This is a genomic window from Streptomyces sp. NPDC037054 (assembly GCF_055606745.1).
Genome location: NZ_JBVJSJ010000015.1, coordinates 25,563 through 50,769, shown reverse-complemented (window position 1 = coordinate 50,769; position 25,207 = coordinate 25,563). Strand labels below are relative to the sequence as shown.

Annotated in this window: 24 protein-coding genes and 1 pseudogene; 13 read left to right on the top strand and 12 right to left on the bottom strand. The window is 72.5% G+C overall.

Features of this window, described 5'->3' with window-relative positions; all coding sequences use genetic code 11:
• Positions 1-207 precede the first annotated feature (207 nt).
• Positions 208-1,233 carry an NAD(P)/FAD-dependent oxidoreductase gene (locus ACZ7D7_RS29565; RefSeq protein WP_470828260.1) on the bottom strand — a complete coding sequence of 342 codons (1,026 nt, stop codon included), beginning with the start codon at positions 1,231-1,233 and terminating at the stop codon, positions 208-210.
• Between the two features lie 62 nt (positions 1,234-1,295).
• On the opposite strand from ACZ7D7_RS29565, the gene ACZ7D7_RS29560 reads away from it, so the two are divergent.
• The 6 genes from ACZ7D7_RS29560 (at position 1,296) to ACZ7D7_RS29535 (ending at position 6,557) form a co-directional block, all read left to right on the top strand.
• Positions 1,296-1,874, top strand: a complete 579-nt coding sequence (locus tag ACZ7D7_RS29560; RefSeq protein WP_470828259.1) for a helix-turn-helix domain-containing protein — start codon at positions 1,296-1,298, stop codon at positions 1,872-1,874.
• Between the two features lie 109 nt (positions 1,875-1,983).
• Positions 1,984-2,949 (top strand): NADPH:quinone oxidoreductase family protein, encoded by a 966-nt coding sequence (locus ACZ7D7_RS29555; RefSeq protein ID WP_470828257.1) that lies wholly within the window; start codon positions 1,984-1,986, stop codon positions 2,947-2,949.
• Entirely contained in the window at positions 2,946-4,127 is a 1,182-nt protein-coding gene (locus tag ACZ7D7_RS29550) for an acyl-CoA dehydrogenase family protein (RefSeq protein WP_470828256.1), read from the top strand. Before ACZ7D7_RS29555 ends, ACZ7D7_RS29550 begins: the two co-directional genes overlap by 4 nt.
• A complete protein-coding gene (locus ACZ7D7_RS29545; protein WP_470828254.1) occupies positions 4,124-5,215 on the top strand; it encodes an acyl-CoA dehydrogenase family protein in 1,092 nt (363 codons plus the stop codon). Before ACZ7D7_RS29550 ends, ACZ7D7_RS29545 begins: the two co-directional genes overlap by 4 nt.
• Before the next feature lie 181 nt (positions 5,216-5,396).
• Entirely contained in the window at positions 5,397-6,260 is an 864-nt protein-coding gene (locus tag ACZ7D7_RS29540; protein WP_470828252.1) for a phosphatidylinositol-specific phospholipase C/glycerophosphodiester phosphodiesterase family protein, read from the top strand.
• Between the two features lie 102 nt (positions 6,261-6,362).
• Positions 6,363-6,557 (top strand): hypothetical protein, encoded by a 195-nt coding sequence (locus ACZ7D7_RS29535; RefSeq protein WP_470828250.1) that lies wholly within the window; start codon positions 6,363-6,365, stop codon positions 6,555-6,557.
• On the opposite strand, the pseudogene ACZ7D7_RS29530 reads toward ACZ7D7_RS29535, so the two are convergent.
• The 7 genes and pseudogenes from ACZ7D7_RS29530 to ACZ7D7_RS29500 all read right to left on the bottom strand — a co-directional run.
• Positions 6,538-6,891 (bottom strand): annotated as a pseudogene (locus ACZ7D7_RS29530) (phosphodiester glycosidase family protein); the annotation flags it as partial. The gene ACZ7D7_RS29535 and the pseudogene ACZ7D7_RS29530 overlap by 20 nt on opposite strands.
• A 45-nt stretch (positions 6,892-6,936) precedes the next feature.
• Positions 6,937-7,293: a DUF779 domain-containing protein gene (locus ACZ7D7_RS29525; RefSeq protein ID WP_470828249.1), complete on the bottom strand. Its 357-nt coding sequence runs from the start codon at positions 7,291-7,293 to the stop codon at positions 6,937-6,939.
• 122 nt (positions 7,294-7,415) lie between these two features.
• Positions 7,416-7,808 (bottom strand): luciferase domain-containing protein, encoded by a 393-nt coding sequence (locus tag ACZ7D7_RS29520; protein ID WP_470828248.1) that lies wholly within the window; start codon positions 7,806-7,808, stop codon positions 7,416-7,418.
• A 204-nt stretch (positions 7,809-8,012) separates the two neighbouring features.
• Complete coding sequence (locus ACZ7D7_RS29515; protein ID WP_470828246.1) at positions 8,013-8,588, bottom strand: AMIN-like domain-containing (lipo)protein; 576 nt, start codon at positions 8,586-8,588, stop codon at positions 8,013-8,015.
• Between the two features lie 74 nt (positions 8,589-8,662).
• A complete protein-coding gene (locus ACZ7D7_RS29510) occupies positions 8,663-9,529 on the bottom strand; it encodes a carbohydrate ABC transporter permease (RefSeq protein ID WP_470828245.1) in 867 nt (288 codons plus the stop codon).
• Entirely contained in the window at positions 9,526-10,497 is a 972-nt protein-coding gene (locus ACZ7D7_RS29505; RefSeq protein WP_470828243.1) for a carbohydrate ABC transporter permease, read from the bottom strand. The genes ACZ7D7_RS29510 and ACZ7D7_RS29505 overlap by 4 nt, the downstream gene beginning before the upstream one ends.
• A gap of 79 nt (positions 10,498-10,576) precedes the next feature.
• Positions 10,577-11,896: an ABC transporter substrate-binding protein gene (locus tag ACZ7D7_RS29500; RefSeq protein ID WP_470828242.1), complete on the bottom strand. Its 1,320-nt coding sequence runs from the start codon at positions 11,894-11,896 to the stop codon at positions 10,577-10,579.
• A 270-nt stretch (positions 11,897-12,166) separates the two neighbouring features.
• Here ACZ7D7_RS29500 and ACZ7D7_RS29495 point away from each other — a divergent pair, with 270 nt between their 5' ends.
• Positions 12,167-14,569 (top strand): glycoside hydrolase family 2 protein, encoded by a 2,403-nt coding sequence (locus ACZ7D7_RS29495; RefSeq protein ID WP_470828240.1) that lies wholly within the window; start codon positions 12,167-12,169, stop codon positions 14,567-14,569.
• Positions 14,566-15,609: a LacI family DNA-binding transcriptional regulator gene (locus tag ACZ7D7_RS29490; RefSeq protein ID WP_470828238.1), complete on the top strand. Its 1,044-nt coding sequence runs from the start codon at positions 14,566-14,568 to the stop codon at positions 15,607-15,609. Before ACZ7D7_RS29495 ends, ACZ7D7_RS29490 begins: the two co-directional genes overlap by 4 nt.
• Positions 15,610-15,699: 90 nt before the next feature.
• Here the strand turns inward: ACZ7D7_RS29490 and ACZ7D7_RS29485 are convergent, their stop codons facing one another.
• The 4 genes from ACZ7D7_RS29485 to paaI all read right to left on the bottom strand — a co-directional run bounded on the left by ACZ7D7_RS29485 (position 15,700) and on the right by paaI (position 21,078).
• Positions 15,700-17,037, bottom strand: coding sequence for a cellulase family glycosylhydrolase (locus ACZ7D7_RS29485; RefSeq protein WP_470828237.1), 1,338 nt, complete (start codon positions 17,035-17,037; stop codon positions 15,700-15,702).
• Positions 17,038-17,347: 310 nt separating this feature from the next.
• A complete protein-coding gene (locus ACZ7D7_RS29480) occupies positions 17,348-18,856 on the bottom strand; it encodes a carboxylesterase/lipase family protein (RefSeq protein ID WP_470828236.1) in 1,509 nt (502 codons plus the stop codon).
• Positions 18,857-19,324: 468 nt separating this feature from the next.
• Positions 19,325-20,692 carry a phenylacetate--CoA ligase PaaK gene (gene paaK / locus ACZ7D7_RS29475; RefSeq protein WP_470828234.1) on the bottom strand — a complete coding sequence of 456 codons (1,368 nt, stop codon included), beginning with the start codon at positions 20,690-20,692 and terminating at the stop codon, positions 19,325-19,327.
• Entirely contained in the window at positions 20,689-21,078 is a 390-nt protein-coding gene (gene paaI / locus ACZ7D7_RS29470; protein ID WP_470828233.1) for a hydroxyphenylacetyl-CoA thioesterase PaaI, read from the bottom strand. The genes paaK and paaI overlap by 4 nt, the downstream gene beginning before the upstream one ends.
• Before the next feature lie 285 nt (positions 21,079-21,363).
• Here paaI and paaA point away from each other — a divergent pair, with 285 nt between their 5' ends.
• From paaA to paaE, 5 genes are all read left to right on the top strand, one after another.
• The gene (gene paaA / locus ACZ7D7_RS29465; protein WP_470828231.1) at positions 21,364-22,350 is read left to right on the top strand and encodes a 1,2-phenylacetyl-CoA epoxidase subunit PaaA; all 987 of its coding nucleotides are present in this window, start codon (positions 21,364-21,366) and stop codon (positions 22,348-22,350) included.
• 74 nt (positions 22,351-22,424) lie between these two features.
• The gene (gene paaB / locus ACZ7D7_RS29460; protein ID WP_470828474.1) at positions 22,425-22,712 is read left to right on the top strand and encodes a 1,2-phenylacetyl-CoA epoxidase subunit PaaB; all 288 of its coding nucleotides are present in this window, start codon (positions 22,425-22,427) and stop codon (positions 22,710-22,712) included.
• A 9-nt stretch (positions 22,713-22,721) separates the two neighbouring features.
• Positions 22,722-23,561 (top strand): 1,2-phenylacetyl-CoA epoxidase subunit PaaC, encoded by an 840-nt coding sequence (gene paaC / locus ACZ7D7_RS29455; protein WP_470828230.1) that lies wholly within the window; start codon positions 22,722-22,724, stop codon positions 23,559-23,561.
• Positions 23,555-24,070: a 1,2-phenylacetyl-CoA epoxidase subunit PaaD gene (gene paaD / locus ACZ7D7_RS29450; protein WP_470828229.1), complete on the top strand. Its 516-nt coding sequence runs from the start codon at positions 23,555-23,557 to the stop codon at positions 24,068-24,070. Before paaC ends, paaD begins: the two co-directional genes overlap by 7 nt.
• Entirely contained in the window at positions 24,070-25,179 is a 1,110-nt protein-coding gene (gene paaE, locus ACZ7D7_RS29445) for a 1,2-phenylacetyl-CoA epoxidase subunit PaaE (RefSeq protein ID WP_470828227.1), read from the top strand. The genes paaD and paaE overlap by 1 nt, the downstream gene beginning before the upstream one ends.
• The last annotated feature ends 28 nt before the right edge of the window (positions 25,180-25,207 follow it).

Genomic DNA, 25,207 nt, shown 5'->3' with positions numbered 1-25,207 from the left:
GCACCGGAGGCGCCGCCTCCACACCCGCGGACGCTGCGCGGAGCCCCGCCGGCCCGGGGGAGGCCCGCCGCCCCACGAGCGGTGCGCCGACTCCGGCCGAGGGCCCACCCGGCTCCACGAGAGCCCACCCGGCTCCACGAGAGCGCGCCTGGTCCGCGAGAGTCTGCCCGGCCCTGACGGGCCGGCCCGGGGCTGCGACAGGTCCGTCTAGCCCCGTGACGGGTCCGCGTCCAGGCGGGACATCACCAGGTCGCCCACGATCGCCGACGCCGCGCGGTAGCCGCCGCTCGCCGCGTGGATCACCTGCTCCGCGAAGCCGATCGCGTTGCCGGCGGCCCACACGCCGGGCACCGTGGTCAGGCCCGTCGCGTCGACGACCGGGTACGCCCCGAACGGGGTCTCGTTCAGCTCCGCGCCCAGCCGCTCCAGGAGCCCGGTCCGCGGCACCGCGCGCGGGGCGACGAACAGCACCGAGCGGTCGTGCGTCGTGCCGTCCGCGAGCCGCACCCCGGTGAGCCGGTCGGCCTCGACCACGAGACCGGCGACCTCACCGGGCACGACCTTCACCCCGGCCGCGGCGAGGCGGCGCAGGTCCTGGTCGGACAGCTCCTCCTCGGCGACCTCGTGCAGGAAGAACGTCACGTCCTTCGACCACTGGGACACGATCAGCGCCTGGTGCACGCTCTGCACACCGCGGGCCAGCACGCCGAACGCCTCGTCGCGCACTTCCCAGCCGTGGCAGAACGGGCAGTGCAGCACGTCCCTGCCGAACCGCTCGGCCACCCCGGGCACCTCCGGCAGTTCGTCCTTCAGACCGGTGGCCACCACCAGCCGCCCCGCCCGCACCGTCCGGCCCGAGGCGAGGGCCACCACGAAGTCCCCCACACCTCCGGCGTCCCCCACACCTCCGGCGTCCCCCGCGCGGGTGACGTCCACCGCCCGGTCCCGGACCAGCTCCACCCCGTACCGGGCGATCTCCTCCCGTCCGGCGGCCAGGAACTCGGCGGGCGGCATGCCGTCCCGCGACAGGAACCCCTGCATGTGGGCCGCCGGCGCGTTGCGCGGCTCGCCCGCGTCGACGACCAGCGCCCGCAGCCGGGCCCGGCCCAGCACCAGCGCGGCCGACAGCCCCGCCGCGCCGCCCCCGACGACGACCGCGTCGTACACGCCGTCGTACGCGTCGCCGTGCTCGCCGTACTCGTTCTGCTTCTCGGTCACGGTGACCACCTCCACCACCGACGGTCGCCGACCGGCGAAGGATTGACAAATGCGTTTGCCGAAACTGCAATGGCCGGATGACAGACGAGACGGAAGACGTCCTCGCGGCCGTCGGGCCCCGCCTGCGCCGCATCCGCAAGGAGCGCGGCGCCACGCTCGCCGGGCTGTCCGAGGCGACCGGCATCTCGGTGAGCACCCTGTCGCGGCTGGAGTCCGGGCTGCGCAAACCCAGCCTGGAGCTGCTGCTGCCGATCGCGCAGGCGCACCAGGTGCCGCTGGACGAACTGGTCGGCGCCCCGCCGGTCGGCGATCCGCGCGTGCGGGCCAAGCCGATCGTGCACCACGGCCGCACCCACTGGCCCCTCACCCGCCAGCCCGGCGGGCTCCAGGCCTACAAGGTGCTCGAACCGGCCCGCCGGGCCGAGCCCGACCCCCGCACCCACGAGGGCTACGAGTGGATGTACGTGCTGTCCGGCAAGCTCCGGCTGGTGCTCGGCGAGCACGACGTGGTGCTCACGGCCGGGGAGGCCGCCGAGTTCGACACGCGTGTGCCGCACTGGTTCGGGTCGACGGGGGAGGGGCCGGTGGAGTTCCTGAGCCTCTTCGGGCCGCAGGGCGAGCGGATGCACGTCCGGGCCCGCCCCAGCAAGGCGTGACAGGGCGTGACAGGGGCGGCGTGACGCACGAGACTGTTCCCTGATCGGCAAGCGACCGCTTAGTATGCGGTGGACCGGTCGGACGACGCAGTCGACGTGGAGGCCCCGCATGCAGGCATGGCAAGTGCACGAGAACGGCGAGCCGAGCGAGGTGATGCGCCTGGCGGACGTGGCGCCGCCGACGCCGGGCGACGGCCAGGTCCTGCTCAGGGTGCGCGCCGCCAACGTCAATTTCCCGGACGCCCTGCTGTGCCGGGGCCACTACCAGGTCCGGCCCCCGCTGCCGTTCACGCCGGGCGTGGAGATCTGCGGCGAGACCGAGGGCGGCCGCCGCGTGATCGCCAACCCCGTGCTGCCGCACGGCGGTTTCGCCGAGTACGCCGTCGCGGACGCCGCCGCCCTGCTGCCCGCCCCGGACGCGCTGGACGACGCCGAGGCCGCCGCGCTGCACATCGGCTACCAGACGGGCTGGTTCGGCCTGCACCGCCGGGCCGGTCTGGAGGCCGGCGAGACGCTGCTCGTGCACGCCGCCGCCGGAGGGGTCGGCAGCGCGGCCGTGCAGCTCGGCAAGGCGGCCGGCGCCACGGTCATCGGCGTCGTGGGCGGCGCAGAGAAGGCCGCCGTGGCCCGCGAGCTGGGCTGCGACGTCGTCGTGGACCGGCGCGCCGAGGACGTCGTCGCCGCCGTCAAGGAGGCCACCGGCGGCCGGGGCGCGGACGTGATCTACGACCCCGTCGGCGGCGAGGCCTACGCCCAGTCCGCCAAGCTCGTCGCCTTCGAGGGCCGGATCGTGGTCGTCGGCTTCGCGAGCGGCGCCATCCCCAGCCCGGGCCTCAACCACGCCCTGGTGAAGAACTACTCGATCATGGGCCTGCACTGGGGCCTCTACAACACCAAGAACCCCAAGCTGGTCCTGCGCTGCCACGAGCAGCTCACCGAGCTGGCCGCGCGGGGCGCGATCAAGCCGCTGGTCAGCGAGCGCGTCGCGCTGGACGGTGCCGCCGCCGCCGTGCAGAAGGTCGCCGACGGCCTCACCACCGGCCGGATCGCCGTCGTCACGGAGGGGGCAGCATGACCGACGCCGCCGAACTGCGCCGCCGCACCCGGGAGTTCCTGGCCGCGCACCCGCCCGCCGGCACCGACCGCCTCGACTTCCTGCGGGCCCGCTTCGACGCAGGACTCGCCTGGGTGCACTTCCCCGAGGGCCTCGGCGGCCTCGGCACGGACCGCTCCCTCCAGGCCGTCGTGGACGCCGAGTTGGAGGCCGCGGACGCCCCCGACAATGCCCCGCGCCGCAACGGCATCGGCCTCGGCATGGCAGCGCCGACCATCCTGCGCTACGGCACCGACGAGCAGAAGCGCGCCTTCCTGCGGCCCCTGTGGACCGGTGAGGAGGTGTGGTGCCAGCTGTTCAGCGAGCCCGGCGCCGGCTCCGACCTCGCCGCGCTCGGCACGCGCGCGGTCCGCGAGGGCGACACGTGGGTGGTCAACGGCCAGAAGGTGTGGACGTCCGGCGCGCACAACTCCCGCTGGGCCATCCTCATCGCCCGCACCGACCCGGACGTGCCCAAGCACCGGGGCATCACCTACTTCGTCTGCGACATGACCGACCCCGGCGTCGAGGTCCGGCCGCTGCGCCAGATCACCGGCGAGGCCGAGTTCAACGAGGTCTTCCTCACCGACGTCCGCATCCCCGACGCCCACCGCCTCGGCGACGTCGGCGACGGCTGGCGCGTCGCGCAGACCACGCTGAACAACGAACGCGTCGCCATCGGCGGCATGCGGCTCCCCCGCGAGGGCGGCATGATCGGCCCGGCCGCGAAGACCTGGCGGGAGCGCCCCGAGGTGCGCACCCACGACCTGCACCAGCGGCTGCTGAAGCTCTGGGTCGACGCCGAGGTCGTCCGCCTCACCGGCGAACGCCTGCGCCAGCAGCTCGCCGCCGGACAGCCCGGCCCCGAGGGCGCCGGCATGAAGCTCGCCTTCGCCCGCCTCAACCAGGAGATCAGCGGCCTGGAGGTCGAACTGCGCGGCGAGGAAGGCCTGTTGTTCGACGACTGGACCATGCGCCGCCCCGAGCTGGTCGACTTCACCGGACGCGACGCCGGCTACCGCTACCTGCGCGCCAAGGGCAACAGCATCGAGGGCGGGACCAGCGAGGTCCTGCTGAACATCGTCGCCGAGCGCGTCCTCGGCCTGCCCGCCGAGCCGCGCACCGACAAGGACGTCGCCTGGAAGGACCTCGCCCGATGAGCACGACGAGCACGACGCCCGACCTGCTGTACTCGGAGGAGGAAGAGGCGCTTCGCGCCGCCGTCCGCGACCTGCTCACCGACCACTGCGACCCGGCGGGCGTCATCGCGCGCATCGAGTCGGACACGCCGCAGGACCTCGCGCTGTGGAAGTCCCTCAGCGAGGGCATGGGCCTCGCCGGACTGCTCGTGCCCGAGGAACTCGGCGGCCAGGGCGCCACCCACCGCGAGGCAGCCGTCGTCCTGGAGGAACTGGGACGGGCCGTCGCCCCCGTGCCGTACCTGACGAGCGCCGTCGTCGCCACCGAGGCGCTGCTGGCCTGCGAGGCGGGCGAACTGCTCGGCGAACTGGCCTCCGGACGGCGCCTCGGCGCCCTGGCCGTCGGACTGCACGTCGCCCCCGGCGCCGCCGTCGGGACCGCGCGCGTCGAGAACGGCACGCTGCACGGCGAGTTCACCGGCATCGCGGACGCGGCCGTCGCGGACGTCCTGCTCGTACCCGCCGACGACGGCGGCCTGTACGCGGTCGAGTCCGACGCCGCGATCGTCACGCCGCAGGTGTCCCTGGACCTGACCCGCCCCCTCGCCAAGGTCACGCTCGACGGTGCCCCGGGCCGCCGCCTCGGCGACGCCGAACCCGCCGTGCGCCGTGCCCTGCGCGCCGGGGCCGGGCTCCTCGCCTCCGAGCAACTCGGCGTCGCCGACTGGGCGCTGACCGAGACCGTGCGCTACCTGAAGGAGCGCAAGCAGTTCAACCGGCCCGTCGGCGGCTTCCAGGCGCTCAAGCACCGGCTCGCCCAGCTCTGGCTGGACGTCGCGGGACTGCGGGCCGCCGCCCGGAACGCGGCCGACGCGCTGTCCACCGGCCAGGACGCCGACGTGGCCGTCGCCGTCGCACAGGCCTGCGCGGCGCCCGTCGCGGTCCGCGCCGGCGAGGAGGCGGTCCAACTGCACGGCGGCATCGGCATGACGTGGGAGCACCCGGCCCACCTCTACCTGAAGCGGGCCAAGGCCGACTCGATCGCCCACGGCACGCCGGGCGCCCACCGCGAGGCACTGGCCGAACTGGTCGGTCTCCAGGCGCCCTGACCCCACCGCGCGAAAGCCGGCAAAGCCCGTCCCACCTGGGGCGGGCTTTCCCGTGCGCCCCGCGCCGCCGAAGTGAACGCACGGCGTCGGACCGGCCAACTCACGTGCCGGTACTGCTCCTTGGTCACCCCGGAACCTCATACTCACAGAGGTTCCGTACGGCACGACCAGGGAGGCAGCCATGGCCCTCACCACCCGACGCAGAGTTCTCACCACCCTGGGCGCCGCCCTCGCGGGCACGGTCGCCCTGCCCGCCGGCCGCGCGGCGGCGGGCGTAGACCGCCGCGGCCCGCGCCCGTTGTGGCGCGCCCACGCCCACAACGACTACGAGCACCCGCGCCCGCTCCTCGACGCCCTCGACCACCGCTTCGGCAGTGTCGAGGCCGACATCCACCTCGTCGACGGCCGACTCCTCGTCGCCCACGACCCCGAGGACCTCGACCCGGCCCGCACGCTGGAGTCCCTCTACCTCGACCCGCTCGCCGCCCGCGTCCGCGCCCACCACGGGTCCGTGTACCGCGGCCACCGCAAGCCGCTCCAGCTGCTCGTCGACCTCAAGACCGAGGGCGCGTCCACCTACCTCGAACTGGACCGCCATCTCGCCCGCTACAAGCACCTGTTCACGACCTACGCCCACGGCCGGGTCTTCCCCGGCCCCGTCACCGCCGTGATCTCCGGCGACCGCGCCGCCCGCGCGCCCATGGAGGCGCAGACCTCCCGCCGCGCCTTCTACGACGGCCGGCTCGCCGACCTCGGCAGCTCCGCGCCCGCCTCCTTCGTCCCGCTCATCAGCGACAACTGGAACAACCACTTCACCTGGCGGGGCGTCGGCGCCTTCCCGGCCGCCGAACGCCGGAAGCTGCACGACATCGTCCGCGCCGCCCACTCCCGCGGCCAACGCGTGCGGTTCTGGGCGACCCCCGACACGCCCGGCCCCGCACGGGACGCGCTGTGGACCGAACTGGTCGCCGCGGACGTCGACCACCTCAACACCGACGACCTCGCGGGCCTCGAAGCCTTCCTCGACGCCCACGACCCGGCGTAACACCACACGTTCGGAGGACAGGTCAGCCGCACGGACGAACCCTCCGCTACGCCACACTTGCGGCCGAACGCCGCGAAGCGGACGCGGCGGAGGAGGTTCGCGATGGCCGTGTCCATCTCTGTGGTGCTGTTGCTGTTCATCCTGGCGGTGATCTTCCTGCGCAGCGGGGGACTGAAGCTCTCCCACGCGCTGGTGTGCCTGCTGCTCGGCTTCTACCTGGCCAGCACGAGCATCGCCCCGACGATCCACGAGGGCCTCACGGCCACCGCCGACATCGTCAGCAGCCTGAGACCGTGAGGCCGTTCGGCCGCCCGGGGCACGGCGCCGAGAAGACGCCGATGCCGTACGGGACCGGGCGTCCGGTGCCGCCGCTCGGGTGGTTGCGCACCGAGACACCGGCCGCGCCGGGTTCCCGGGCGACCAGCGTCGTCGAACCGCCGCCGTCCAGGCCGAACGCGTCGTCCGCGCCCAGCCGCCGCAGGGTGTCGGCGACTTCGGAGATCGTCGGTCCCGTGCGGTACGCGGGGGAGCCGTCCACCGCGAGCAGCGGCAGGTGCCGCCCGCCGTCCGCGACGCCGACGGCGGTGCGCACCGCCGACGTCCGGGCGTCGGGCCCCGGCAGTGGCCGCCCGGTACTGATTGAGGCCACCCAGCGGCAGCAGCCCCTCGAGTCCGGCTACTCGATGAGACGCGAACGGATCAGGAACCGCACGCCCTCCGGTGCCTCCAGGGAGAAGCCGCTGCCGCGTCCCTCGACGACGTCCACGATCAGCCGGGTGTGGCTCCACACGGCGTACTGGCTGCGCGACATCCAGAACGGCACGCTCTCCTCGACCTGCTCCACCTCCAGCTCCGCGAGCAGCACGTCGGAGTCGCCCGTGCGGAACTCGCCCGCCTGGTAGCACATCGGGGCGCTGCCGTCGCAGCAGCCGCCGGACTGGTGGAACATCAGCGGGCCGTGCGTCGTGCGCAGCCGGCGCACCAGTTCGGCGGCGGCGGGCGTGAGCTCGACGCGCGGGGTCTCCTCGTACATGCCAACCGTCCCAGGGAAGCCGCGTCCGGGTCACCGGTCCGTCGTCGGGCCGGCACCGTGCAGCACACCACGGGCGAGGTTGCGAGGACGTTGCAACCGAGCCGAGCCGAACCGCGCCGCCGTCAGCCGCCCACGCTGTCGCGGTGGAGCACCGTGACGCGGTGGAAGTTGCAGCGGCCCAGGGCGGGTTGCTCCGGCCTGGGCGACGTCTGGTGGGCCTTCAGCGCGATGCTCACCAGGCTCATCAGCAGGGCCACGTCCGTGTCGCAGTCCAGGTGGACCGTCACCCAGCGCGAGCCGGGGACCAGGTGGATCGCGCTCGACCCCTGGAGGTCGTAGTGGAAGCGCTGGATGGCCCGCGGGGTGAGATGGAGGTCCACGTCGCGGTCGGAGTGGAAATGGACGATCTCCGCACGGGCGGTACGAAGTGCCCGCCCTGTGCCGCAACCGGCCGGTCCCGCCGAAAGGTCGGGCCAGGCCTCGAGTTGGTCCATGGCGCGCTGGGCCAGAGTCATGTGCACATCGTCGCTCCATCATCGCTTCGCAACCAGAGGTTGAGCGATTTGTAACCGTGCCGTGAGGTGGCCCGACGGCATGCGTGTGCCCGCCCCGGACAACGGGACGGGCACACGCGCGGCGCCGCCGGCACGGCTCGCGGAACTCGTCGAGTCGCCGCAGCCCCGGGACGGACGCCCGAGCCGGATGCAGGAACGGGACCGTCAGCGGGCGCCCGTCCAGTTGTGGGCGACGTCCACCACGATCCGGTCGGTCAGCGACAGCACCCGGAACGGCAGCCGGGCCCGGACGCCGAGGCCGATCTGGGTCTCGCCCTCGAAGCTGCCGGCGAACCGGGTGTCCCGGAAGGTGCGGTACCCGGTGAGGTCGACGCCCGGCAGCGGACGGCCGACCCGGCCCGGGTACGCCGCCGCGCCCGTCTCGTCGTAGGCGGGAGCGGCGACCCGGACCTCGATGACGGCCCCGCCCGCGACGGGGACGGGGCGCCCGGAGCCGTCCTGGTACACCTGGGAGACGTACCGCACCCAGTAGCCGACGCCCTGGCCGGCGCCGGGGACGTCGATGACCATCCGGTCGAAGCAGGCGTGCCGACCGGTCCTGATGTTCTTCAGAGGGTCCGAGGTGTGGGCGGCGCCCTTCTTCGCGAGGCTGCCCCAGCCGGTGGGGCAGGCCGTGGTCTGCGTGGCGGCGACCGGTGCGGCTCCGGCCGGAACGGCGGTGAACGCCAGCGCCGCGGTCATGAGCGCGGCCGTGGCCAGCGCCTTTCTGTTTCGTCCCATTGCGTCCCCCAGGGCGTCGATGTGCTGATATGCCATGAGACACCCCAGTTGGCTGAATGGTTGCGCTCACTGGCTCATTTCGTCGCGCCCCGGGCGAAGCCGTTGTAGATGTACCGCTGGAGGAACAGGAAGACGATCAGCGTCGGCACGATCACCAGCACGGTCCCGGCCGAGATGTGCTCCCAGTGCGCCCCGAACGGGCCCTTGAAGCGGAACAGGGCGGTGGAGATGGTGCCGAGATCCTCCGCCGGCATGTACAGGAACGGGATGTAGAAGTCGTTGTAGACCGTGATGCCCTTGATGATCACGACCGTGGCGATCGCGGGCTTCAGCAGCGGCAGGATGATCTTCCAGTAGATGGTGAGGGAGTTGGCGCCGTCCAGCCGTGCCGCCTCGTCCAGTGAGACCGGGATGCCCCGGACGAACTGGAGGAAGATGTAGATCGACACGATGTCCGTCCCCATGTAGAGCAGGATCGGCGCCCAGAGGCTGTTGAACAGGCCGAAGCTGTTGACCACCTGGAACGTCGCGACCTGCGTGGTGACGCCGGGCACCAGCGTGGCGATCAGGAACAGCGCCATCACGGGCTTCTTCAGCCGGAACCGGAACCGGTCCACCGCGTACGCCGTCATCGAGCCGATCAGCACGGTCCCGGTGATCGAGAACAGCAGGATGAACGCCGTGTTGGCGAACGCCGAGAGCATCTTGCCGTCGGTGAACGCGGTCGCGTAGTTGCCGAAGTTGAGCCAGTCGCCCGGCAGCGACAGCGCACCGCCGTCGGCCACCTCGGACGAGGTCTTGAGCGAGGTCAGGAAGACCACGGCGAGCGGCACCAGCACGACCAGCGACGCGAGGACCAGCGACAGGTAGGTCAGGGCCGGCGCGAGGCGGGGCCGGCGCCGCGCGGGAGCCGGCGCGGATCCGGAGACGGTCGTGGTCATACGAGGTCCACCTTGTCGTCGGGCACGAGGCGACGCTGGATCCAGGTGATCAGCAGGATGATCAGGAGCAGCACGACGGCGGCGGCCGAGGCCAGACCCGTCTTGTTGAACTGGAAGGCGAGCTTGACCGTCTGGATCACGAACGTCGAGGTGCCGGTCGCGCCGCCGGTCATGATGTACGGGATCTCGAAGACGGACAGGGACCCGGAGATCGCCAGGATGACGCTCAGGCCGATCACCGGCCGGATGCTCGGGGCGATGATGTGCCGGAACTGCTGCCACCGGGTGGCGCCGTCCAGCTGCGCCGCCTCGTAGAGCTCGCCGGGGACGGACTGGATCGCGCCGAGGAACAGCACGAAGTTCAGGCCCGTGAAGCGCCACACCGACACGCCCGCGAGGGAGGTGTTGGCCGAGGCCGGGTCGCCGAGCCAGGCGTGGTCCGGGTCGGAGCCGAACCAGGACAGCACCGAGTCCAGCGTGCCGCCGTCCTGGAAGAAGTACAGGAACACGAAACCGATCGCGACGCCGTTGATCAGGTAGGGGAAGAAGAGGATCCCCTTGAAGAAGTTCCGGAAGCGCAGGTCGAAGCTGAGGATCGTCGCGAAGTACAGCGCGATCGCGATCTGCGCGACCGACGCGGCGAGGTAGTAGACGCTGACGAAGAACACCCGGAACAGCTCGGACCGGGTGAAGATCTGGCGGTAGTTGTCGACGCCGGTGAAGTTCCGCTCGGGGCTGACGCCGTCCCAGTCGGTGAAGCTGAAATAGATCATGTTCGCCACCGGGACGTAGGTGAACGTGATCAGCAGGGTGAGCGGAACGGCCAGGTACAGCCAGGGCGTCAGGCGGCGCAGCAGCGGGCCGGACGGTGAACTCGCCGTCCGGGCGGGCCTTTTGGGCGGAGCCCCGTGGGGAGGGGCGGCGCCGCGCCGCGGCTTCGCGGGCGCCTTGGGGGTGGTCTCGGTCATCTCGGGCCTTTCGTCGTCCGCTGGGTGCGCGACGGGCGGTGGGCCCCGGCCGGCCGGCGCGGCCGGGGCCGGCTGACGGTCAGGAGCCGGCGGTCCGGGCCGCGTCGTTCCACCTCTTGTCGAGGTCCGCCAGGTAGGCGTCGAGGCTGCCCTTCTGTGCGCCGCGTGCGATGTCGACCAGCTTCTGGCGGTAGTCCTGCTTGTTCAGGCCGATCTCGGCCGCGTTGTCGATCGCGTTGACCTCACCGGTCTTCGCCTCGGACCGCTCCACGAACCTGACATCGTTGTCCACGAAGTCTCCGAGGGTTTCCGGCATGGGCGCGGACTTCAGGGTCGGCACGGCGCCCTCCTTCTCGGAGTAGCCGGACTTCTCCGTGAACCAGTCGATCCAGGCCCGCGCGGCGGCCTTGTGGTCCGAGTGGACGTTGACCGCCTGCTGGTAGTCGGAGCCGAGCGTCGCGCAGAACGTGCCGTGCTCCTGGGTGGGGAACGGCATGAACCCGATGTCGGCGGGGTCGGTGCCCGCCTTCTCGGCCGCGGCCCGCATCTGGGTGATCGCCCAGGACCCCAGGTGCATGGTGGCGATCTTCCCCTGGGCGATCATGCCCTTGGACGCCTCCCAGTTGGTGGTGCTCGGGTCCTTCTCGGACAGCCCGCCCTTCACGATGTCGTGCAACAGCGAGTCGATCACGCGCAGTTCGCCGCCCTCCTTCCAGGGCGAGACCGCGCCGGCGAGCCTGTCGCCCGCCTTGCCGTCGCAGTTGACCGTGCCGATGTTGTTGCTCCAGGCGGTCAGCGGCCAGCCGTCCTTGAAGTTCGTGTAGTACGGCACCGAGTCCGTCTTCGACTTGATCGCGCGCAGGTCCTGGAGGAACTCGGCCGGTGTGGTGGGCCAGTCGGTGATGCCGGCCTTCTTCCACACGGACTTGTTGTAGAGGAAGCCGTTGGCGGTGCCGAACTGGGCGATGCCGTACACCTTTCCGCCGACCTCGGTCTTGTCGCTGAACCGGTACTTCCCGCCGAGATCCGCGCTGGAGCCGAGCGGGGCGAAGAACTTCGGGTAGTCGTTCTTGGCGACCGCGCCGGGGATCATGAGGACGTCGCCGTAGTCCTCCGTGTTCATCCGGATCCTGACCTCGCCCTCGTAGTCCGTGAGGGCCTCGAACTCCACCTTCACCTTGGGGTAGGTCTTCCGGAACGCGGCCGCGTAGTCGTCCATCGTCCCGTCCTGGACGAGGTCGGTGCGGTGCGTCAGGACCTTGATCGTGCCCGAGACGTCGCCGGGCTCGGTGGGCGCCGTGGCGGTCTCGCCGGAGGCCGCGCCCTGGCCACTGCACCCCGCGACGGTCAGGACGGCGGTGGCCACGAGCGTGCCCGTGAGCGTCTTCTTCTTCCCCATGTGCCCAGCTCCTTCAGGAATGCGGCTCGGGTCCCCGGGTGGGATGTCGGCACTATGTCAGCGGTTGGTGAACCGGTAAAGCCGCGATTTCGAGCACGATGCCCAATCGTTACCGGGCGCGTCAAGAGTCCCGTGCCTGGGCAGGTACTTCACGAGATGAGTGGAGCCTGCATCTGACTAGACCGGTTTATGGACACGGGCTGGTCAGCGGGTTACGTTGTCCGCCGTTGTCCAACACCCCGGCCTGAGTCAGGCGATTGGAGCCGCACCATGAAGGACGTCACCCAGCTCACCGAGGGCTGGAGCCTGCGCCACGGAGACGCGCTGCTGCCGGCGCGGGTACCGGGCTGCGTCCACACCGACCTGCTCGCGGCCCAGGTCATCGAGGACCCGTTCATCGGCCTGGGCGAGACCGAGGTCGCCTGGGTGGGGCGCCGCGACTGGACCTACGTCCGGCCGCTCGCCCACGACAGCGCCCACGAGCGCACCGACCTGGTCTTCGACGGGCTCGACACCGCCGCCTCCGTCACCCTCGGCGGCCGGCCGCTCGGCACGACCCGCAACATGCACCGCCGCTACCGCTTCGACGTCACGGGCCTGGACGGCGACCTGGAGGTCACCTTCGCCTCCGCCTACGACGAGGCCGCCGCCGTCCGCGCCGTCACCGGCGAGCGGCCCAACGTCTATCCCGAACCCTCCCAGTACATCCGCAAGATGGCGTGCAACTTCGGCTGGGACTGGGGCCCCACCCTGGTCACCGCCGGCATCTGGCGTCCCGCGCGGCTGGAGCACTGGTCCACGGCCCGCATCGCCGACGTCCGCCCCCTCGTCACCGTCGACGGCACCACCGGCCGGGTCGAGATCCACGTCCGGGTGGAGCGGACCGCGCGCGGACAGGGGCGGTCCCTCACCGTCTCCGCGACGGCGGCGGGCACCCGCGCCCAGGCACACTTCACCGGCGACGAGGTGGTGCTCCGCCTGACCGCGCCCGACGTCGGCCTGTGGTGGCCGCGCGGCCACGGCGAACAGCCCCTGTACGACCTCGGTTTGACGCTCACCGACAGCCAGGGCGAGCCGCTCGACACCTGGCGGCGCCGGATCGGCTTCCGCACCGTCGAGCTGGACCGCTCCGCCGACGAGCACGGCACCGGCTTCACCCTCGTCGTCAACGGCGTCCGGATCTTCGCCCGCGGCGTCAACTGGATCCCCGACGACGCCTTCCCGTCCCGCGTCACCCCCGAGCGCTACCGCACCCGCCTCACCCAGGCCGCCGAGGCCAACATCGACCTCGTACGGGTGTGGGGCGGCGGCATCTACGAGGACGACGCCTTCTACGACGCCTGCGACGAACTCGGCCTCATGGTCTGGCAGGACTTCCTCTTCGCCTGCTCCGCCTACCCCGAGGAACAGCCGCTGCGCGGCGAGGTCGAGGCCGAGGCGCGGGACAACGTTGTCCGGCTGATGCCGCACCCCTCACTCGTGCTGTGGAACGGCAACAACGAGAACCTGTGGGGCTTTCGCGACTGGGACTGGGAACCCGCCCTCGCCGGCGACTCGTGGGGCGAGGGCTACTACCTCGGTCTGCTGCCCCGCGTCGTCGCCGAACTCGACCCCACCCGCCCCTACACCGCCGGCAGCCCCTGGTCCGGCTCCTGGGACCACCACCCCAACGACCCGGCGCACGGCACCCACCACTCCTGGGAGGTGTGGAACCGGCAGGACTACGCCGAGTACCGCGCGAGCGTGCCCCGCTTCGTCGCCGAGTTCGGCTGGCAGGCGCCCCCCGCCCTCGCCACCCTGCGCCGCGCCCTGCCCGGCGAGGACCTCGCGCCCGACTCCCCGGGCATGCTCCACCACCAGAAGGCCGAGGACGGCAACGGCAAGCTGCGGCGCGGCCTGGAACGCCATTTCCCCTTCCCCGACGGCGACTTCGACCGCTGGCACTACCTGACCCAGCTCGTCCAGGCCCGCGCCGTCGCCGCGGGCATCGAGCACTGGCGCGCCCACTGGCCGGTCTGCGCCGGCACGATCGTGTGGCAGCTCAACGACTGCTGGCCGGTCACCTCCTGGGCCGCCATCGACGGCGACGGCCGCACCAAGCCGCTCTACCACGAGCTGAAGCGGGTGTACGCCGACCGGCTCCTCACCGTCCAGCCCGCCCCCGGCGGCCTCGTCCTCGCCGCCGTCAACCAGTCCGCCGAGCCCTGGCACACCACGGTGCGGCTGCGGCGCCTGGAGGCGGACGGCACCACCCTGCACGAGCACACCCTCGACGTGGCCGCCGCACCCCGGTCCGTCGTGCGCGTCCCGGTGCCGGACGCGCTCGTGCCCGCCGAGCGGTCCACGAAGGAGTTCCTGGTCGCCGACGGCGACGGGCTGCGCGCCCTGCACTTCCCGGTCCCCGACAAGGACTTCGCCCACCCGGCTCCGCGCTACGACATCGACCTGGAACCGGTGCCCGGCCAGGGGGATAGAGTCGACGTCGTGGTGAGTGCCCGTACCCTCGTCAGAGACCTGCTGCTCCAGGCGGACCGGCTCGGCCCGGCCGCCGCGTGCGACGGCGGACCGCGGACCCTGCTGCCCGGCGAGCGGACCCGTTTCCGGGTGACCGGCGGCGGCCCCGTGGACCTCCAGGACGTCCGGTCCGCCCTCTTCTGCGTGGACACGGCGTGAGCAGCGGCCCGACGGAACGCGTCACCATCAAGGACGTCGCCGCCCGGGCCGGCGTGTCCAAGGGCGCGGTGTCACTGGCCTTCAACCACAAGCCCGGCGTCTCGGCGGCCACCCGAGAGCGGATCTTCGAGGCGGCCCGGGAGCTGGGCTGGGCGCCCAGCGCCACCGCCCGCAGCCTCTCCAACCAGCGCGTCGACACCGTCGGCCTCGCGCTGTGCCGGCCCGCCCGGCTCCTCGGCCTCGAACCCTTCTACATGGACTTCATCTCCGGCATCGAGAGCGTCCTGGCCGAGCGGTCCTGCTCGCTGCTGCTGCGCCTCGTGCGCGACCTCGACGAGGAGATCGTCCTGTACCGGGACTGGTGGCGGGGCCGGATGATCGCCGGGGGGATCCTCGTGGACTTCCGCGAGGACGATCCCCGGGTGCCCGCCCTGCAGGCCGTCGGGCTGCCCGCCGTCGCCGTCGGACACCCGTCCCTGACCGGGCCCTTCCCGGCGGTGTGGACCGACGACGCCTCCGCCGTCGCCGAGGCCGTCCGCTACCTCGCGGCGCTCGGCCACCGCCGCATCGCCCGCGTCGGCGGACCGGAGGACCTCGGCCACAGCGCCATCCGGGCCCGCGCGTTCACCGCGACGACGCGGGAACTCGGCCTGGAGGAGGCCCGGCAGATCGCGACCGGCTTCGACGAGAAGGAGGGCGCCCGCGCCACCCGCTCGCTGCTGCTCGCGGCCGACCGGCCCACGGCGATCGTCTACGACAACGACATCATGGCCGTCGCGGGCGCGGGCGTCGCCGCCGAGATGGGGTTCACCGTCCCCGACGACCTCTCCCTGCTGGCGTGGGACGACTCGCAGCTGTGCCGGATCACGCACCCCACGCTGTCGGCGATGAGCCACGACGTGCACCAGTTCGGCGCCGAGGTCGCGCGCGTCCTGTTCGACGTGATCAACTGCACGCACAGCGGCTCCCACCAGGTGCCGACGCCGTCGCTGACGCCGCGGGGGTCCACGGCGCCGGCGCCCGTCACGCCGGGCGGGTAGGAGCGCCGGGCGGACAGGAGCGGGCGGAACGCGGAAGGGCCGCGCCCCGGTCGGGGGCGCGGCCCTTCGTCGTCAGCCCTGTGCGCGGGCTCAATTCTTGGCGCAGGGCGTTCCGTTGAGCGTGAAGGACGCCGGGGCGGTGTTGGCGCCGGCGGAGGAGGCGCTGAAGCCGAAGCTCACCGAGCCGCCCGCCGGGATGGTCTCGGTCCATGGCTCGGGCGTGGCCCGCACCTGCTTGCCGGTCTGGGTGACCTTGGCGTTCCAGGCGGACCTCACGGTCTGCTCCCCGCCGAAGGCGAAGTCGAGCTGCCAGCCCTTCACCGCGGCGGTGCCGGTGTTGCGCACGGTCACGTCCGCGTTGAAGCCGCTGCCCCAGTCGTTGACCCGGTAGGAGACGGCGCAGCTGCCGGTCGTCGGGGTCTCGCCGCCGGAGAAGACGCTCGCCTCACGGGACGTCTGCTTGATGCCGTCGGCCCCGTGGAACATCCGCTGACCCCACGGGGTGAGCCGCGAGGCGTCGAAGCCGGTGGCCATGTCGAGGTACTCGACGCCGCCGCCGTTGCCGCTCCAGGACCAGCCCAGGTAGCCCAGGCCGAGCCGCTGGGTGGTGGCCATGATGGCGTCCTCGTCGGGATTGCCGTCCGAGTGGTCGTTGCCGAACTCCCCTACGACGATCGGGAGTTTCCTCGTGGCGAACCGGTTCAGGTAGTCCGACACCTCGGCCGCCGTGTCGAAGACGCCGTACATGTGGATCGAGAACACGGTGTTGCGGTCGGGGTCGGCGGCGAACACCTGCTCCGCGTTGTCCCGCATCGTGAACGACCAGTCCTGGCCCCAGTTGGGTGCGTCCACCATGATCGTGTGGTCGAATCCGGCGTTCCTCAGCCGCGCTATCGCGTTCTTCGTGTCCGAAGTCCACGAGCTGTAACCCGTATTGCCGTACGGCTCGTTGCCGATGTTGACGACGACGTACTTCTCCTGGCCCTTCACCGCGTCCTGGACCGAGAGCCAGTAGTCCACGGCCTGGGCCAGGGTGGCCGCGCCGCTCTGCTCGCCGTAGCCCGTGGTGTCGTGTGCCTCCAGGACGCACACGAGCCGGTTCGCCTTGCACTGGGAGACGACGGCCGCCACGTCCGCGGTGTCGTTCTTCGTCCAGCGCTGGCCGGAACTGAGCACGACGCGCACGGAGTTGGCGCCGAGTGCCTTGATGTCCTTCAACGCCTGCGGGGTCCGCGAGGTGTACCAGGTGTGCGCGTGGTTCACGCCGCGCATCACGAAGTCGTTGCCGTTCGCGTCCAGCAGCCGGCCGTCGCTGACGTGGAACCCCGCTTCGGCGGCCTCCTCCGCCTGGGCGGTCGACGGCGCGGCCAGCACCGAGGCCGCGACGGCCAGCAGCGCTCCCGCGGCGGTGGCCAGTTTCCTTCTCATTTCCTGCTCCCAACGTGGTCGCACGGGTGCCGAGAAGTGCGGCCCGTTTCCGTGCGGGGGAAACGGGCCGTCGTTCCGGCGTGGATTCCCGCTGTCGACCGGGCGTGAAGTGCGACTCACCCGGGACAGCGGGACGACAATTCGCCGAAAGAAATCCGCCGTTCATGCCTGGTAAAGCGAAGGGGCGGTCGTCGTGCGCGTTCCGATCGGCGACTGGGAGAGAGGCTAGAGCGAGAATGAGGGCGGGACAACCGCTCTGGCCAAACCGGTTAAGTTTAGCTGGAGTTCAGTTCCGGATCGCCGATGCGGCTCAGTTTTCGGGGAGGTTCGCCGGGGTGGGCAGCAGGGGTGACCAGATCTCCCGCAGCGGGCGCAGCGGGTCGCTCTCGGTGCGGGGCACGTCGTCCCAGATCCGGGTCGCACGGTCCCGGGTGGTGTGGCGCGGCCAGTCGGCGCCGGGGTCGAGGTCCCGTACGAACGCCACCCAGGCGCCGTGCACGGCGTCGGCGACGTGCTGGGGCGGGCGCGTGCCGAGGACGGGAGCGACGCCCTCGGCGCCGAGCAGGTCGAAGGCGAAGGGCAGGTCCGTGCAGTGGTGCGCGAGACCGGTGAACGCGGGGGCGGTGGACGGCCACCGGAACTCGTAGAGCCACGTGGGCCGTTCGCGCCGGGCGCGGGCCTCGGCGACGGCGACGGCGGGGAACCGGAACGTGGTGTCCGTGACGGCCTGGTTCAGCAGGTCGCCGGGGCCGCCGTCGTAGGTGTCCAGGAACCGCCGGACGTGCGTCTCGTCGAGGCCGTGCGCGGTGAGCATCACCCGGACGTCGTCGGGCGTGGTGTCGGGTTGCGGGATGCCGTTGAACTCGTGGGCGGTGCAGCCCAGCAGCAGTGGGACGTCCGCCCCCGCGTCGCCCGTGACGAGCGCCTCCGGTACCGGGCCCGGGACGAGCTCGCCGTCCGCGAAGGGAGCGAGGGCCAGCATGGGGAGCGCGGTGCGTTCCGGACCGGGTGCGTTCAACCGGTCCTGGTGGGCGAGGAGTTCGGCGTCGGTGAGGTCCCGCAGCGCGGCGGCCGTCGCCGGGACGCCGGTGAGGTCGGTGAACAGGCGCCGCACCGCGCCGGCCACGTCCCGCCCCTGCGGGCGCATCACGGCGCCGGACGCGGAGACGCCCGCCCGGAACAGGCCCCTGGCGGACGGCGTCGCCAGCAGCGTCAGCACGGCGCCGCCGCCCGCCGACTGGCCGGCCACGGTGACCTTGGCCGGGTCGCCCCCGAAGGCCGCGATGTTGTCGCGCACCCACTCCAGGGCGGCGATCCAGTCCCGTACGCCCCGGTTGTCCGGCGCGTCCGGCAGGCTCAGGAAGCCCTCGACACCGAGCCGGTAGCCGACCGTCACGACCACGACGCCGTCCCGGTTGAAGGCGGCGCCGTCGTACCACGGACTCGCCGCCGACCCGGCGACGAAGCCGCCGCCGTGGATCCACACCAGGACGGGCAGACCGGCGCCGGGGGAGGGGTCGGGCGTGAACACGTTGAGGTTGAGGATGTCCGGGCCCGGGACGGTCGGCTCCGGGATCGTCGTGACCTCCGCGAACGGCCGCCGCTGCGCGGTCGGCCCGTACGCCGTCGCGTCCCGCACCTCCGTCCAGGGCTCCGGCGGCACGGGCGCCGCGAACCGCAGCGGGCCGACCGGCGGCCGGGCGTACGGCAGGCCGAGGAACCGCACCCCGGTGGCCCGGCGCTCCCCGCGGACGGGCCCGTGGACCGTACGCACGACCGGGTGCGCAGGGCCACCGGGCGGCGGAGTGCGGTGCGTCATGGGGGTCCTTCCGGGCGTGCGGACGGGCGGGGCGTGCGGGACGGGCCGACCAGGGCTCGACACCGACCGGGAGTTCGACTCCGACCGGGGCTCGGCCCGGACCGGGGGTTCGACTCCGACCGGGGCTCGGCCCGGACCGGGGGTTCGGCTCGGCCCGGGGCTCGGCCCGGGGCGGCGCGTCAGGAGCCGCTGGGGGTGATCCTTCCCCGCCGAGGGCGGATCACCGCCCCGCGTGCCCACGGCACGCCGACAGCACACCGACAGCACACCGTGCCTGCGCGGTCTGCGGGTCCGTCGGCATGGGGGACCGCGCGGTCTGCGGGGCCGTCGGCATGGGGGCCGTGCGGTCAGCGGGCCCGCCGTCCCCGGTGACCGCGCGGTCTGCGGGCCGGCCCGGGTGAACGCCTCACGCGCCGGGGCCCGCTCGTCCCGGCGACGGCCCCGGAGCCGGATCGGGCCCCGGCCCCGTCACCCCTCGCCCGGCCCCCCGTCGCCCTCCCCGCGGAGGTCCTTCACCCGGCGGAGTTTGCCCACCGAGCGTTCCAGGGTCTCCGGGTCGACGACCGTGACCTCGACGCTCACACCGACGCCGTCCTTGACGCCCCGGGCGACGGCGAGGGCCGCCGCCTCCCGGTCGGCGGGGGCGGCGTCCGGCCTGGCCTCCACCTGGACCGTCATGTGGTCCATGCGGCCCCGCCGGGTCAGCCGGATCTGGAAATGCGGGGCGACGCCGGGCGTGCGCAGCACGATCTCCTCGATCTGGCTGGGGAAGACGTTCACCCCGCGCAGGATGATCATGTCGTCGCAGCGGCCGGTGATCTTCTCGATGCGCCGGAAGCCGGGCCGCGCCGTGCCGGGCAGGAGCCGGGTCAGATCACGCGTGCGGTAGCGGACGACCGGCAGCGCCTCCTTGGTGAGCGTCGTGAAGACGAGTTCGCCGCTGTCGCCGTCGGCCATGATCTCGTCCGTGACGGGATCGACGATCTCGGGCAGGAAGTGGTCCTCCCACACGTGCAGACCGTCCTTGGTCTCCACGCACTCCTGGGCGACACCCGGGCCCATCACCTCGGACAGCCCGTAGATGTCGACGGCGTGGATGTCCATGCGGTCCTCGATCTCACGCCGCATCTCCTCCGTCCACGGCTCCGCGCCGAATATGCCGACGCGCAGCGAGGTGGAGCGCGGGTCGACGCCCTGCCGCTCGAACTCGTCGAGCAGGGTGAGCATGTAGGACGGCGTGACCATGATGATCTCGGGCCGGAAGTCCTGGATGATCTGCACCTGGCGCGCGGTCATGCCGCCGGAGGCGGGGATCACCGTGCAGCCCGCGCGTTCGGCGCCGTAGTGCGCGCCGAGTCCGCCGGTGAACAGGCCGTAGCCGTAGCTGACATGGACCTTGTGGCCGGGCCGCCCGCCCGCCGCGCGGATCGAACGGGCCACCAGATCCGCCCACTCGGACAGGTCCCGCTCGGTGTAGCCGACCACGGTGGGCCGTCCGGTGGTGCCGCTGGAGGCGTGGACGCGGCGCACGTCCTCCATGGGGACGGCGAACATGCCGAAGGGGTAGGTGTCGCGCAGGTCCGCCTTGGTGGTGAAGGGGAACCGCGCCAGGTCCTCCAGGGTGCGGCAGTCCTCGGGCGCGACACCGGCCTCGTCGAACTTCTTGCGGTACAGCTCCACGTTGTCGTAGGCGTGCCGCAGTGTCGCCCGCAGCCGCCGGAGCTGGAGGTCCCGCACCTCCTCGCGGGTCAGGCGCTCGGCCTCGTCCAGCAGCCGCTCGGGCAGCGGCTCTCCGCGGCGGGGCGTGGCGGGCGTCGGGGTCGGTTCGCTGATCATGACGACTCCTGGCGTTCCGTGCTCCTGATGCTGCGGCTTCGGCCGCGGAACTCCGCGACGACCGTGTCACCGCGTACGACCGTCACGTCGTAGATGCCGCTGCGGCCGAACCGGGTCCGCTCCCGGGCCGTGGCCACCAGGACGTCGCCCTCGTACGCGGGCGCGACGAAGTCGATGTCGGCCCCGGCCGCCACGGTCACGGGACCGTGGCTGTTGCAGGCGCAGGCGAAGGCGCTGTCGGCCAACAGGAAGACGAACCCGCCGTGGGCGATCCGGTGGCCGTTGACCATCGCGGCGGTGACGGTCATGCGCAGCACGGCCGTCCCCTCGCCGTGCTCCAGCAGTTCGATGCCGAGGCTCCGGGACGCCTCGTCCGCGGCGAGCATCCGCTCGACCGGTCCCGGCCCCGGCCCCGATCCCGGCCCCGATCCCGGCCCTGGCCCCGGTGTCGCGTCCCTCGTCGCCCGCGTCACTGCGTCCACCACCGGTTCACCACCACCGTCCACCTGTTTACCGACCGAACATTCGGTTATCGTGCGGCGCAGTCAGGAAATCCGCCGGGTGCGGCGCCTGTCAAGGGCCCGGACGGGCCCGGACGGGCTGTTGCCGTCGACCGGGGTTGTCGGCATATCATGGACCGAACGAATGGTCGGTAGGGTTAGGTGGTACGGATGACCGCAGCGCACACCCGTTCCTCCACGGAGGACGAGGCTCCGCCGGAGCTCCAGGAGCATTTCGACCGCACCATCGCGCGCGACCAGCGCGTCGAGCCGCGCGACTGGATGCCGGAGGGCTACCGGAAGACGCTGATCCGGCAGATCGCGCAGCACGCCCACTCCGAGATCATCGGCATGCAGCCGGAGGGGGAGTGGATCACGCGCGCCCCGTCGCTGCGCCGCAAGGCGATCCTGTTCGCCAAGGTCCAGGACGAGGCCGGCCACGGGCTGTACCTGTACTCGGCGGCCGAGACGCTCGGCGCGGACCGCGCGGACCTCACGCGCCGCCTGATCGAGGGCCGCCAGAAGTACTCGTCGATCTTCAACTACCCGACACCGACCTTCGCCGACGTCGGTGTCATCGGCTGGTTCGTGGACGGCGCCGCGATCTGCAACCAGGTGCCGCTGTGCCGCAGCTCCTACGGGCCGTACGCGCGCGCCATGGTCCGCATCTGCAAGGAGGAGTCCTTCCACCAGCGGCAGGGCTACGAACTGCTGATGACGATGATGCGCGGCACCGAAGCCCAGCGCGAGATGGTGCAGGACGCGGTGAACCGCTGGTGGTGGCCGTCGCTGATGATGTTCGGGCCGCCCGACGGGAACTCCCCCAACTCGGCCGCCTCCATGGCCTGGAAGATCAAGCGGCACAGCAACGACGAGCTGCGCCAGCGCTTCGTCGACATGACCGTCCCGCAGGCGGAGAAGCTCGGCGTGACCCTGCCGGACCCCGAGCTGCGCTGGAACGAGGAGCGCGGCCGTCACGACTTCGGCACCCCCGACTGGGACGAGCTGACGCGCGTCATCTCCGGCGACGGGCCCTGCAACGCGCAGCGCGTGGACCGTCGCCGCACCGCACACGAAGAGGGCGCCTGGGTGCGCGAGGCCGCCGCCGCGCACGCCGCCAAGCAGGCCGCCCGGGCACGGAAGGAAGCCGTCGCATGAGCGAGTCGCAGGCACCACAGGCACCACAGGCATCGCAGGCGTCGCGTGGATCCCAGGCAGCCCGGGAGCCGCAGGTGTCCCAGGCCGACTGGCCGCTGTACGAGGTGTTCGTGCGCGGCAAGCGCGGGCTGAACCACGTCCACGTCGGTTCCCTGCACGCGGCCGACGACCGGATGGCCCTGACCCACGCCCGGGACCTGTACACCCGGCGCAACGAGGGCGTCAGCATCTGGGTGGTGCGCTCGCAGCACATCGCGGCCTCCACGCGCGACGAGAAGGACCCGTTCTTCGCACCCGCCGCCGACAAGGTGTACCGGCACCCCACCTTCTACGACATCCCCGACGACGTCCCCCACATCTAGGAGCCGGGCATGAGCGACGATCACGTCTACCTGTCCCTCGCCGAGGCCCACGACGAGGACGGGGGCGACGCGCGCTGGGCCTTCGGGACCGGCTTCGAGGACCCCCTGCACGGCGTGAGCACCGCCGTGCCCGACGGCGTGGACACCGTCGAACTCGCCGCCGCCTGCCTCGCCCTTGGCGACGACGCCCTCGTCTGCGCGCAGCGCCTGGCCGAGTGGACGACCCGCGCCCCCGAGCTGGAGGAGGAGGTCGCGCTCGCCAACATCGGCCTCGACCTGCTCGGCCAGGCCCGCCTGCTGTACGCGCGCTGCGGCCAGGTCGACGGCACCGGGCGCGGCGAGGACGCCTACGCCTACTTCCGCGACGCGGACGACTTCCGCAACGTCCGTCTCGCCGAACTGCCCAACGGCGACTTCGCGTTCTCCGTGGCCCGGCTGCTGGTGCTCTCCAGTTGGCGGCTCGCGCACTTCCAGCACCTCGCCGCCACCGCGGCCGACCCGGTGCTCGCCGCCGTCGCCGCCAAGGGCGTCAAGGAGCTGACGTACCACCGGCAGTACGCCGCGGAGTGGGTCGTGCGGCTCGGCGACGGCACCGACGAGTCCCACCGGCGCATGACGGCCGGGCTGGAGCGAGTCGCCCCCCACCTCGGCGAGTTGTTCGCCGCGTACGACGCCCGCGAGGAGGTCGTCGCCGTCCTGGAACAGGTCAGCGAGGCCGCGGGGCTCACCCTGCCCGAGGCGGCGGCGCTGCCCGGCTCCGGACGCGACGGCACGCACACCGAGCACCTGGCCCCGCTGCTGGCCGAGCTGCAGAGCGTGGCCCGCGCCCACCCGGAGGCGACATGGTGACCACCCTGACCGACGCACGCCGCGCCCGCCGCGTCGCCGAGCGGGTCCCGGACCCCGAGCTGCCGATGCTGACGCTCGCCGACCTCGGCGTGCTCAGGGACGTGCGCGTCGAGGCCGACGGCACGGTCGTCGCCGACCTCACCCCGACCTATTCCGGCTGCCCGGCCATGTCCGAGATGCGTGCCGACGTCGCCGCGCGGCTGCGGGCCGCCGGATACGAGCGGGTCCGGGTCCGCACGGTCCTGGACCCGCCGTGGACGACGGACTGGATCACTCCGGAGGGCCGCCGCAAGCTCGCCGAGCACGGCATCGCCCCGCCAGGACCCGCCCCGCGCCCGGCGCCCGGACCGGTGCCGCTGGTGCTCTCCGCCACCCGGCGCACCGTGCCCTGCCCGCGCTGCGGCTCGGCGGACACCGAGGAGACGTCCCGCTTCGGCGCCACCTCCTGCAAGGCGCTCTGGCGCTGCCTGGCCTGCCGCGAACCCTTCGAGTACGTCAAGGAGATCTGATGGAGGACGTGCTGGCCCCCACCACGGCCGCCGCGCCCCGCGTGCGCCGCCGCCCGGCCTTCCACACCCTGCGCGTGGCCACCGTCCAGCGGCTGTGCGCGGACGCGGTCGCCGTCGGCTTCGACATCCCCGCCGAACTCGCCGACGAGTTCGCCTTCGCGCCGGGCCAGTCGCTGACCCTGCGGCGCCAGGTGGACGGACGCGACGAGCGGCGCTCGTACTCCATCTGCTCGCCCGCCGGTTCGGCGCCGCGCATCGGTGTGCGGGAGGTGCCCGGCGGCCTGTTCTCCGCCTGGCTGGTCCACGAGGTCCGCCCCGGCGACGCCGTCGAGGTGATGGCGCCGATCGGCGCGTTCACGCCCGACCTGGGCACGCCCGGCCACCACGTCCTGGTCGCCGCCGGCTCCGGCATCACGCCGATGCTGTCCATCGCCGAGTCCGTCCTGACCGCCGACGACCGCTCCCGGGTCACCCTGCTGTACGGCAACCGCCGCACCGACACGGTGATGTTCGCCGACGAACTCGCCGACCTGAAGGACCTCTACCCGACCCGGTTCCAGCTCGCCCACGTGCTGTCCCGCGAGCCGCGGGAGGCCGACCTGCTGTCCGGGCGCCTCGACGCCGACCGGTTCGCCGCCCTCGTGGACGGACTGGTCGACGTGCGCGGCGCCGACCACTGGTGGCTCTGCGGACCGCACGGCATGGTCCGCGACGCCCGCGACGTCCTCACCGGTCTCGGCGTGCCCGAGGAGCGCGTCCACCAGGAGCTGTTCTACGCCGACGACGAACCGGTGCGCACCGTGCGCCACGAGGAGCCCCGCGCCGACGGCCCGGTCAGCGAGGTCACCGTCGTCCTCGACGGCCGCTCCACCACCTCCGCCCTGTCGCGCGAGTCCACCCTCCTCGACTCCGCCTCCCGGGTCCGTCCCGACCTGCCGTTCGCCTGCAAGGGCGGCGTCTGCGGCACCTGCCGGGCGCTCGTCACCGACGGCAAGGCCGACATGCGCCGCAACTACGCCCTGGAACGGGCCGAGGTCGACGCGGGCTACGTCCTCACGTGCCAGAGCTTCCCGGCGTCGGACACGCTCACGGTCGACTTCGACAGCTGAGAGGGGGGCGACTGGGCCTCGGCGTCCT

Excerpts from the sequence above, each read along its gene's own strand:
- ACZ7D7_RS29560 (WP_470828259.1), top strand. The coding sequence starts at position 1,296 with ATGACAGACGAGACGGAAGACGTCCTCGCGGCCGTCGGGCCCCGCCTG.
- ACZ7D7_RS29555 (WP_470828257.1), top strand. The coding sequence starts at position 1,984 with ATGCAGGCATGGCAAGTGCACGAGAACGGCGAGCCGAGCGAGGTGATG.
- ACZ7D7_RS29550 (WP_470828256.1), top strand. The coding sequence starts at position 2,946 with ATGACCGACGCCGCCGAACTGCGCCGCCGCACCCGGGAGTTCCTGGCC.
- ACZ7D7_RS29545 (WP_470828254.1), top strand. The coding sequence starts at position 4,124 with ATGAGCACGACGAGCACGACGCCCGACCTGCTGTACTCGGAGGAGGAA.
- ACZ7D7_RS29540 (WP_470828252.1), top strand. The coding sequence starts at position 5,397 with ATGGCCCTCACCACCCGACGCAGAGTTCTCACCACCCTGGGCGCCGCC.
- ACZ7D7_RS29535 (WP_470828250.1), top strand. The coding sequence starts at position 6,363 with ATGGCCGTGTCCATCTCTGTGGTGCTGTTGCTGTTCATCCTGGCGGTG.
- ACZ7D7_RS29525 (WP_470828249.1), bottom strand. The coding sequence starts at position 7,293 with ATGTACGAGGAGACCCCGCGCGTCGAGCTCACGCCCGCCGCCGCCGAA.
- ACZ7D7_RS29520 (WP_470828248.1), bottom strand. The coding sequence starts at position 7,808 with ATGACTCTGGCCCAGCGCGCCATGGACCAACTCGAGGCCTGGCCCGAC.
- ACZ7D7_RS29515 (WP_470828246.1), bottom strand. The coding sequence starts at position 8,588 with ATGGGACGAAACAGAAAGGCGCTGGCCACGGCCGCGCTCATGACCGCG.
- ACZ7D7_RS29510 (WP_470828245.1), bottom strand. The coding sequence starts at position 9,529 with ATGACCACGACCGTCTCCGGATCCGCGCCGGCTCCCGCGCGGCGCCGG.
- ACZ7D7_RS29505 (WP_470828243.1), bottom strand. The coding sequence starts at position 10,497 with ATGACCGAGACCACCCCCAAGGCGCCCGCGAAGCCGCGGCGCGGCGCC.
- ACZ7D7_RS29500 (WP_470828242.1), bottom strand. The coding sequence starts at position 11,896 with ATGGGGAAGAAGAAGACGCTCACGGGCACGCTCGTGGCCACCGCCGTC.
- ACZ7D7_RS29495 (WP_470828240.1), top strand. The coding sequence starts at position 12,167 with ATGAAGGACGTCACCCAGCTCACCGAGGGCTGGAGCCTGCGCCACGGA.
- ACZ7D7_RS29485 (WP_470828237.1), bottom strand. The coding sequence starts at position 17,037 with ATGAGAAGGAAACTGGCCACCGCCGCGGGAGCGCTGCTGGCCGTCGCG.
- ACZ7D7_RS29480 (WP_470828236.1), bottom strand. The coding sequence starts at position 18,856 with ATGACGCACCGCACTCCGCCGCCCGGTGGCCCTGCGCACCCGGTCGTG.
- paaK (WP_470828234.1), bottom strand. The coding sequence starts at position 20,692 with ATGATCAGCGAACCGACCCCGACGCCCGCCACGCCCCGCCGCGGAGAG.
- paaI (WP_470828233.1), bottom strand. The coding sequence starts at position 21,078 with ATGCTCGCCGCGGACGAGGCGTCCCGGAGCCTCGGCATCGAACTGCTG.
- paaA (WP_470828231.1), top strand. The coding sequence starts at position 21,364 with ATGACCGCAGCGCACACCCGTTCCTCCACGGAGGACGAGGCTCCGCCG.
- paaC (WP_470828230.1), top strand. The coding sequence starts at position 22,722 with ATGAGCGACGATCACGTCTACCTGTCCCTCGCCGAGGCCCACGACGAG.
- paaD (WP_470828229.1), top strand. The coding sequence starts at position 23,555 with ATGGTGACCACCCTGACCGACGCACGCCGCGCCCGCCGCGTCGCCGAG.
- paaE (WP_470828227.1), top strand. The coding sequence starts at position 24,070 with ATGGAGGACGTGCTGGCCCCCACCACGGCCGCCGCGCCCCGCGTGCGC.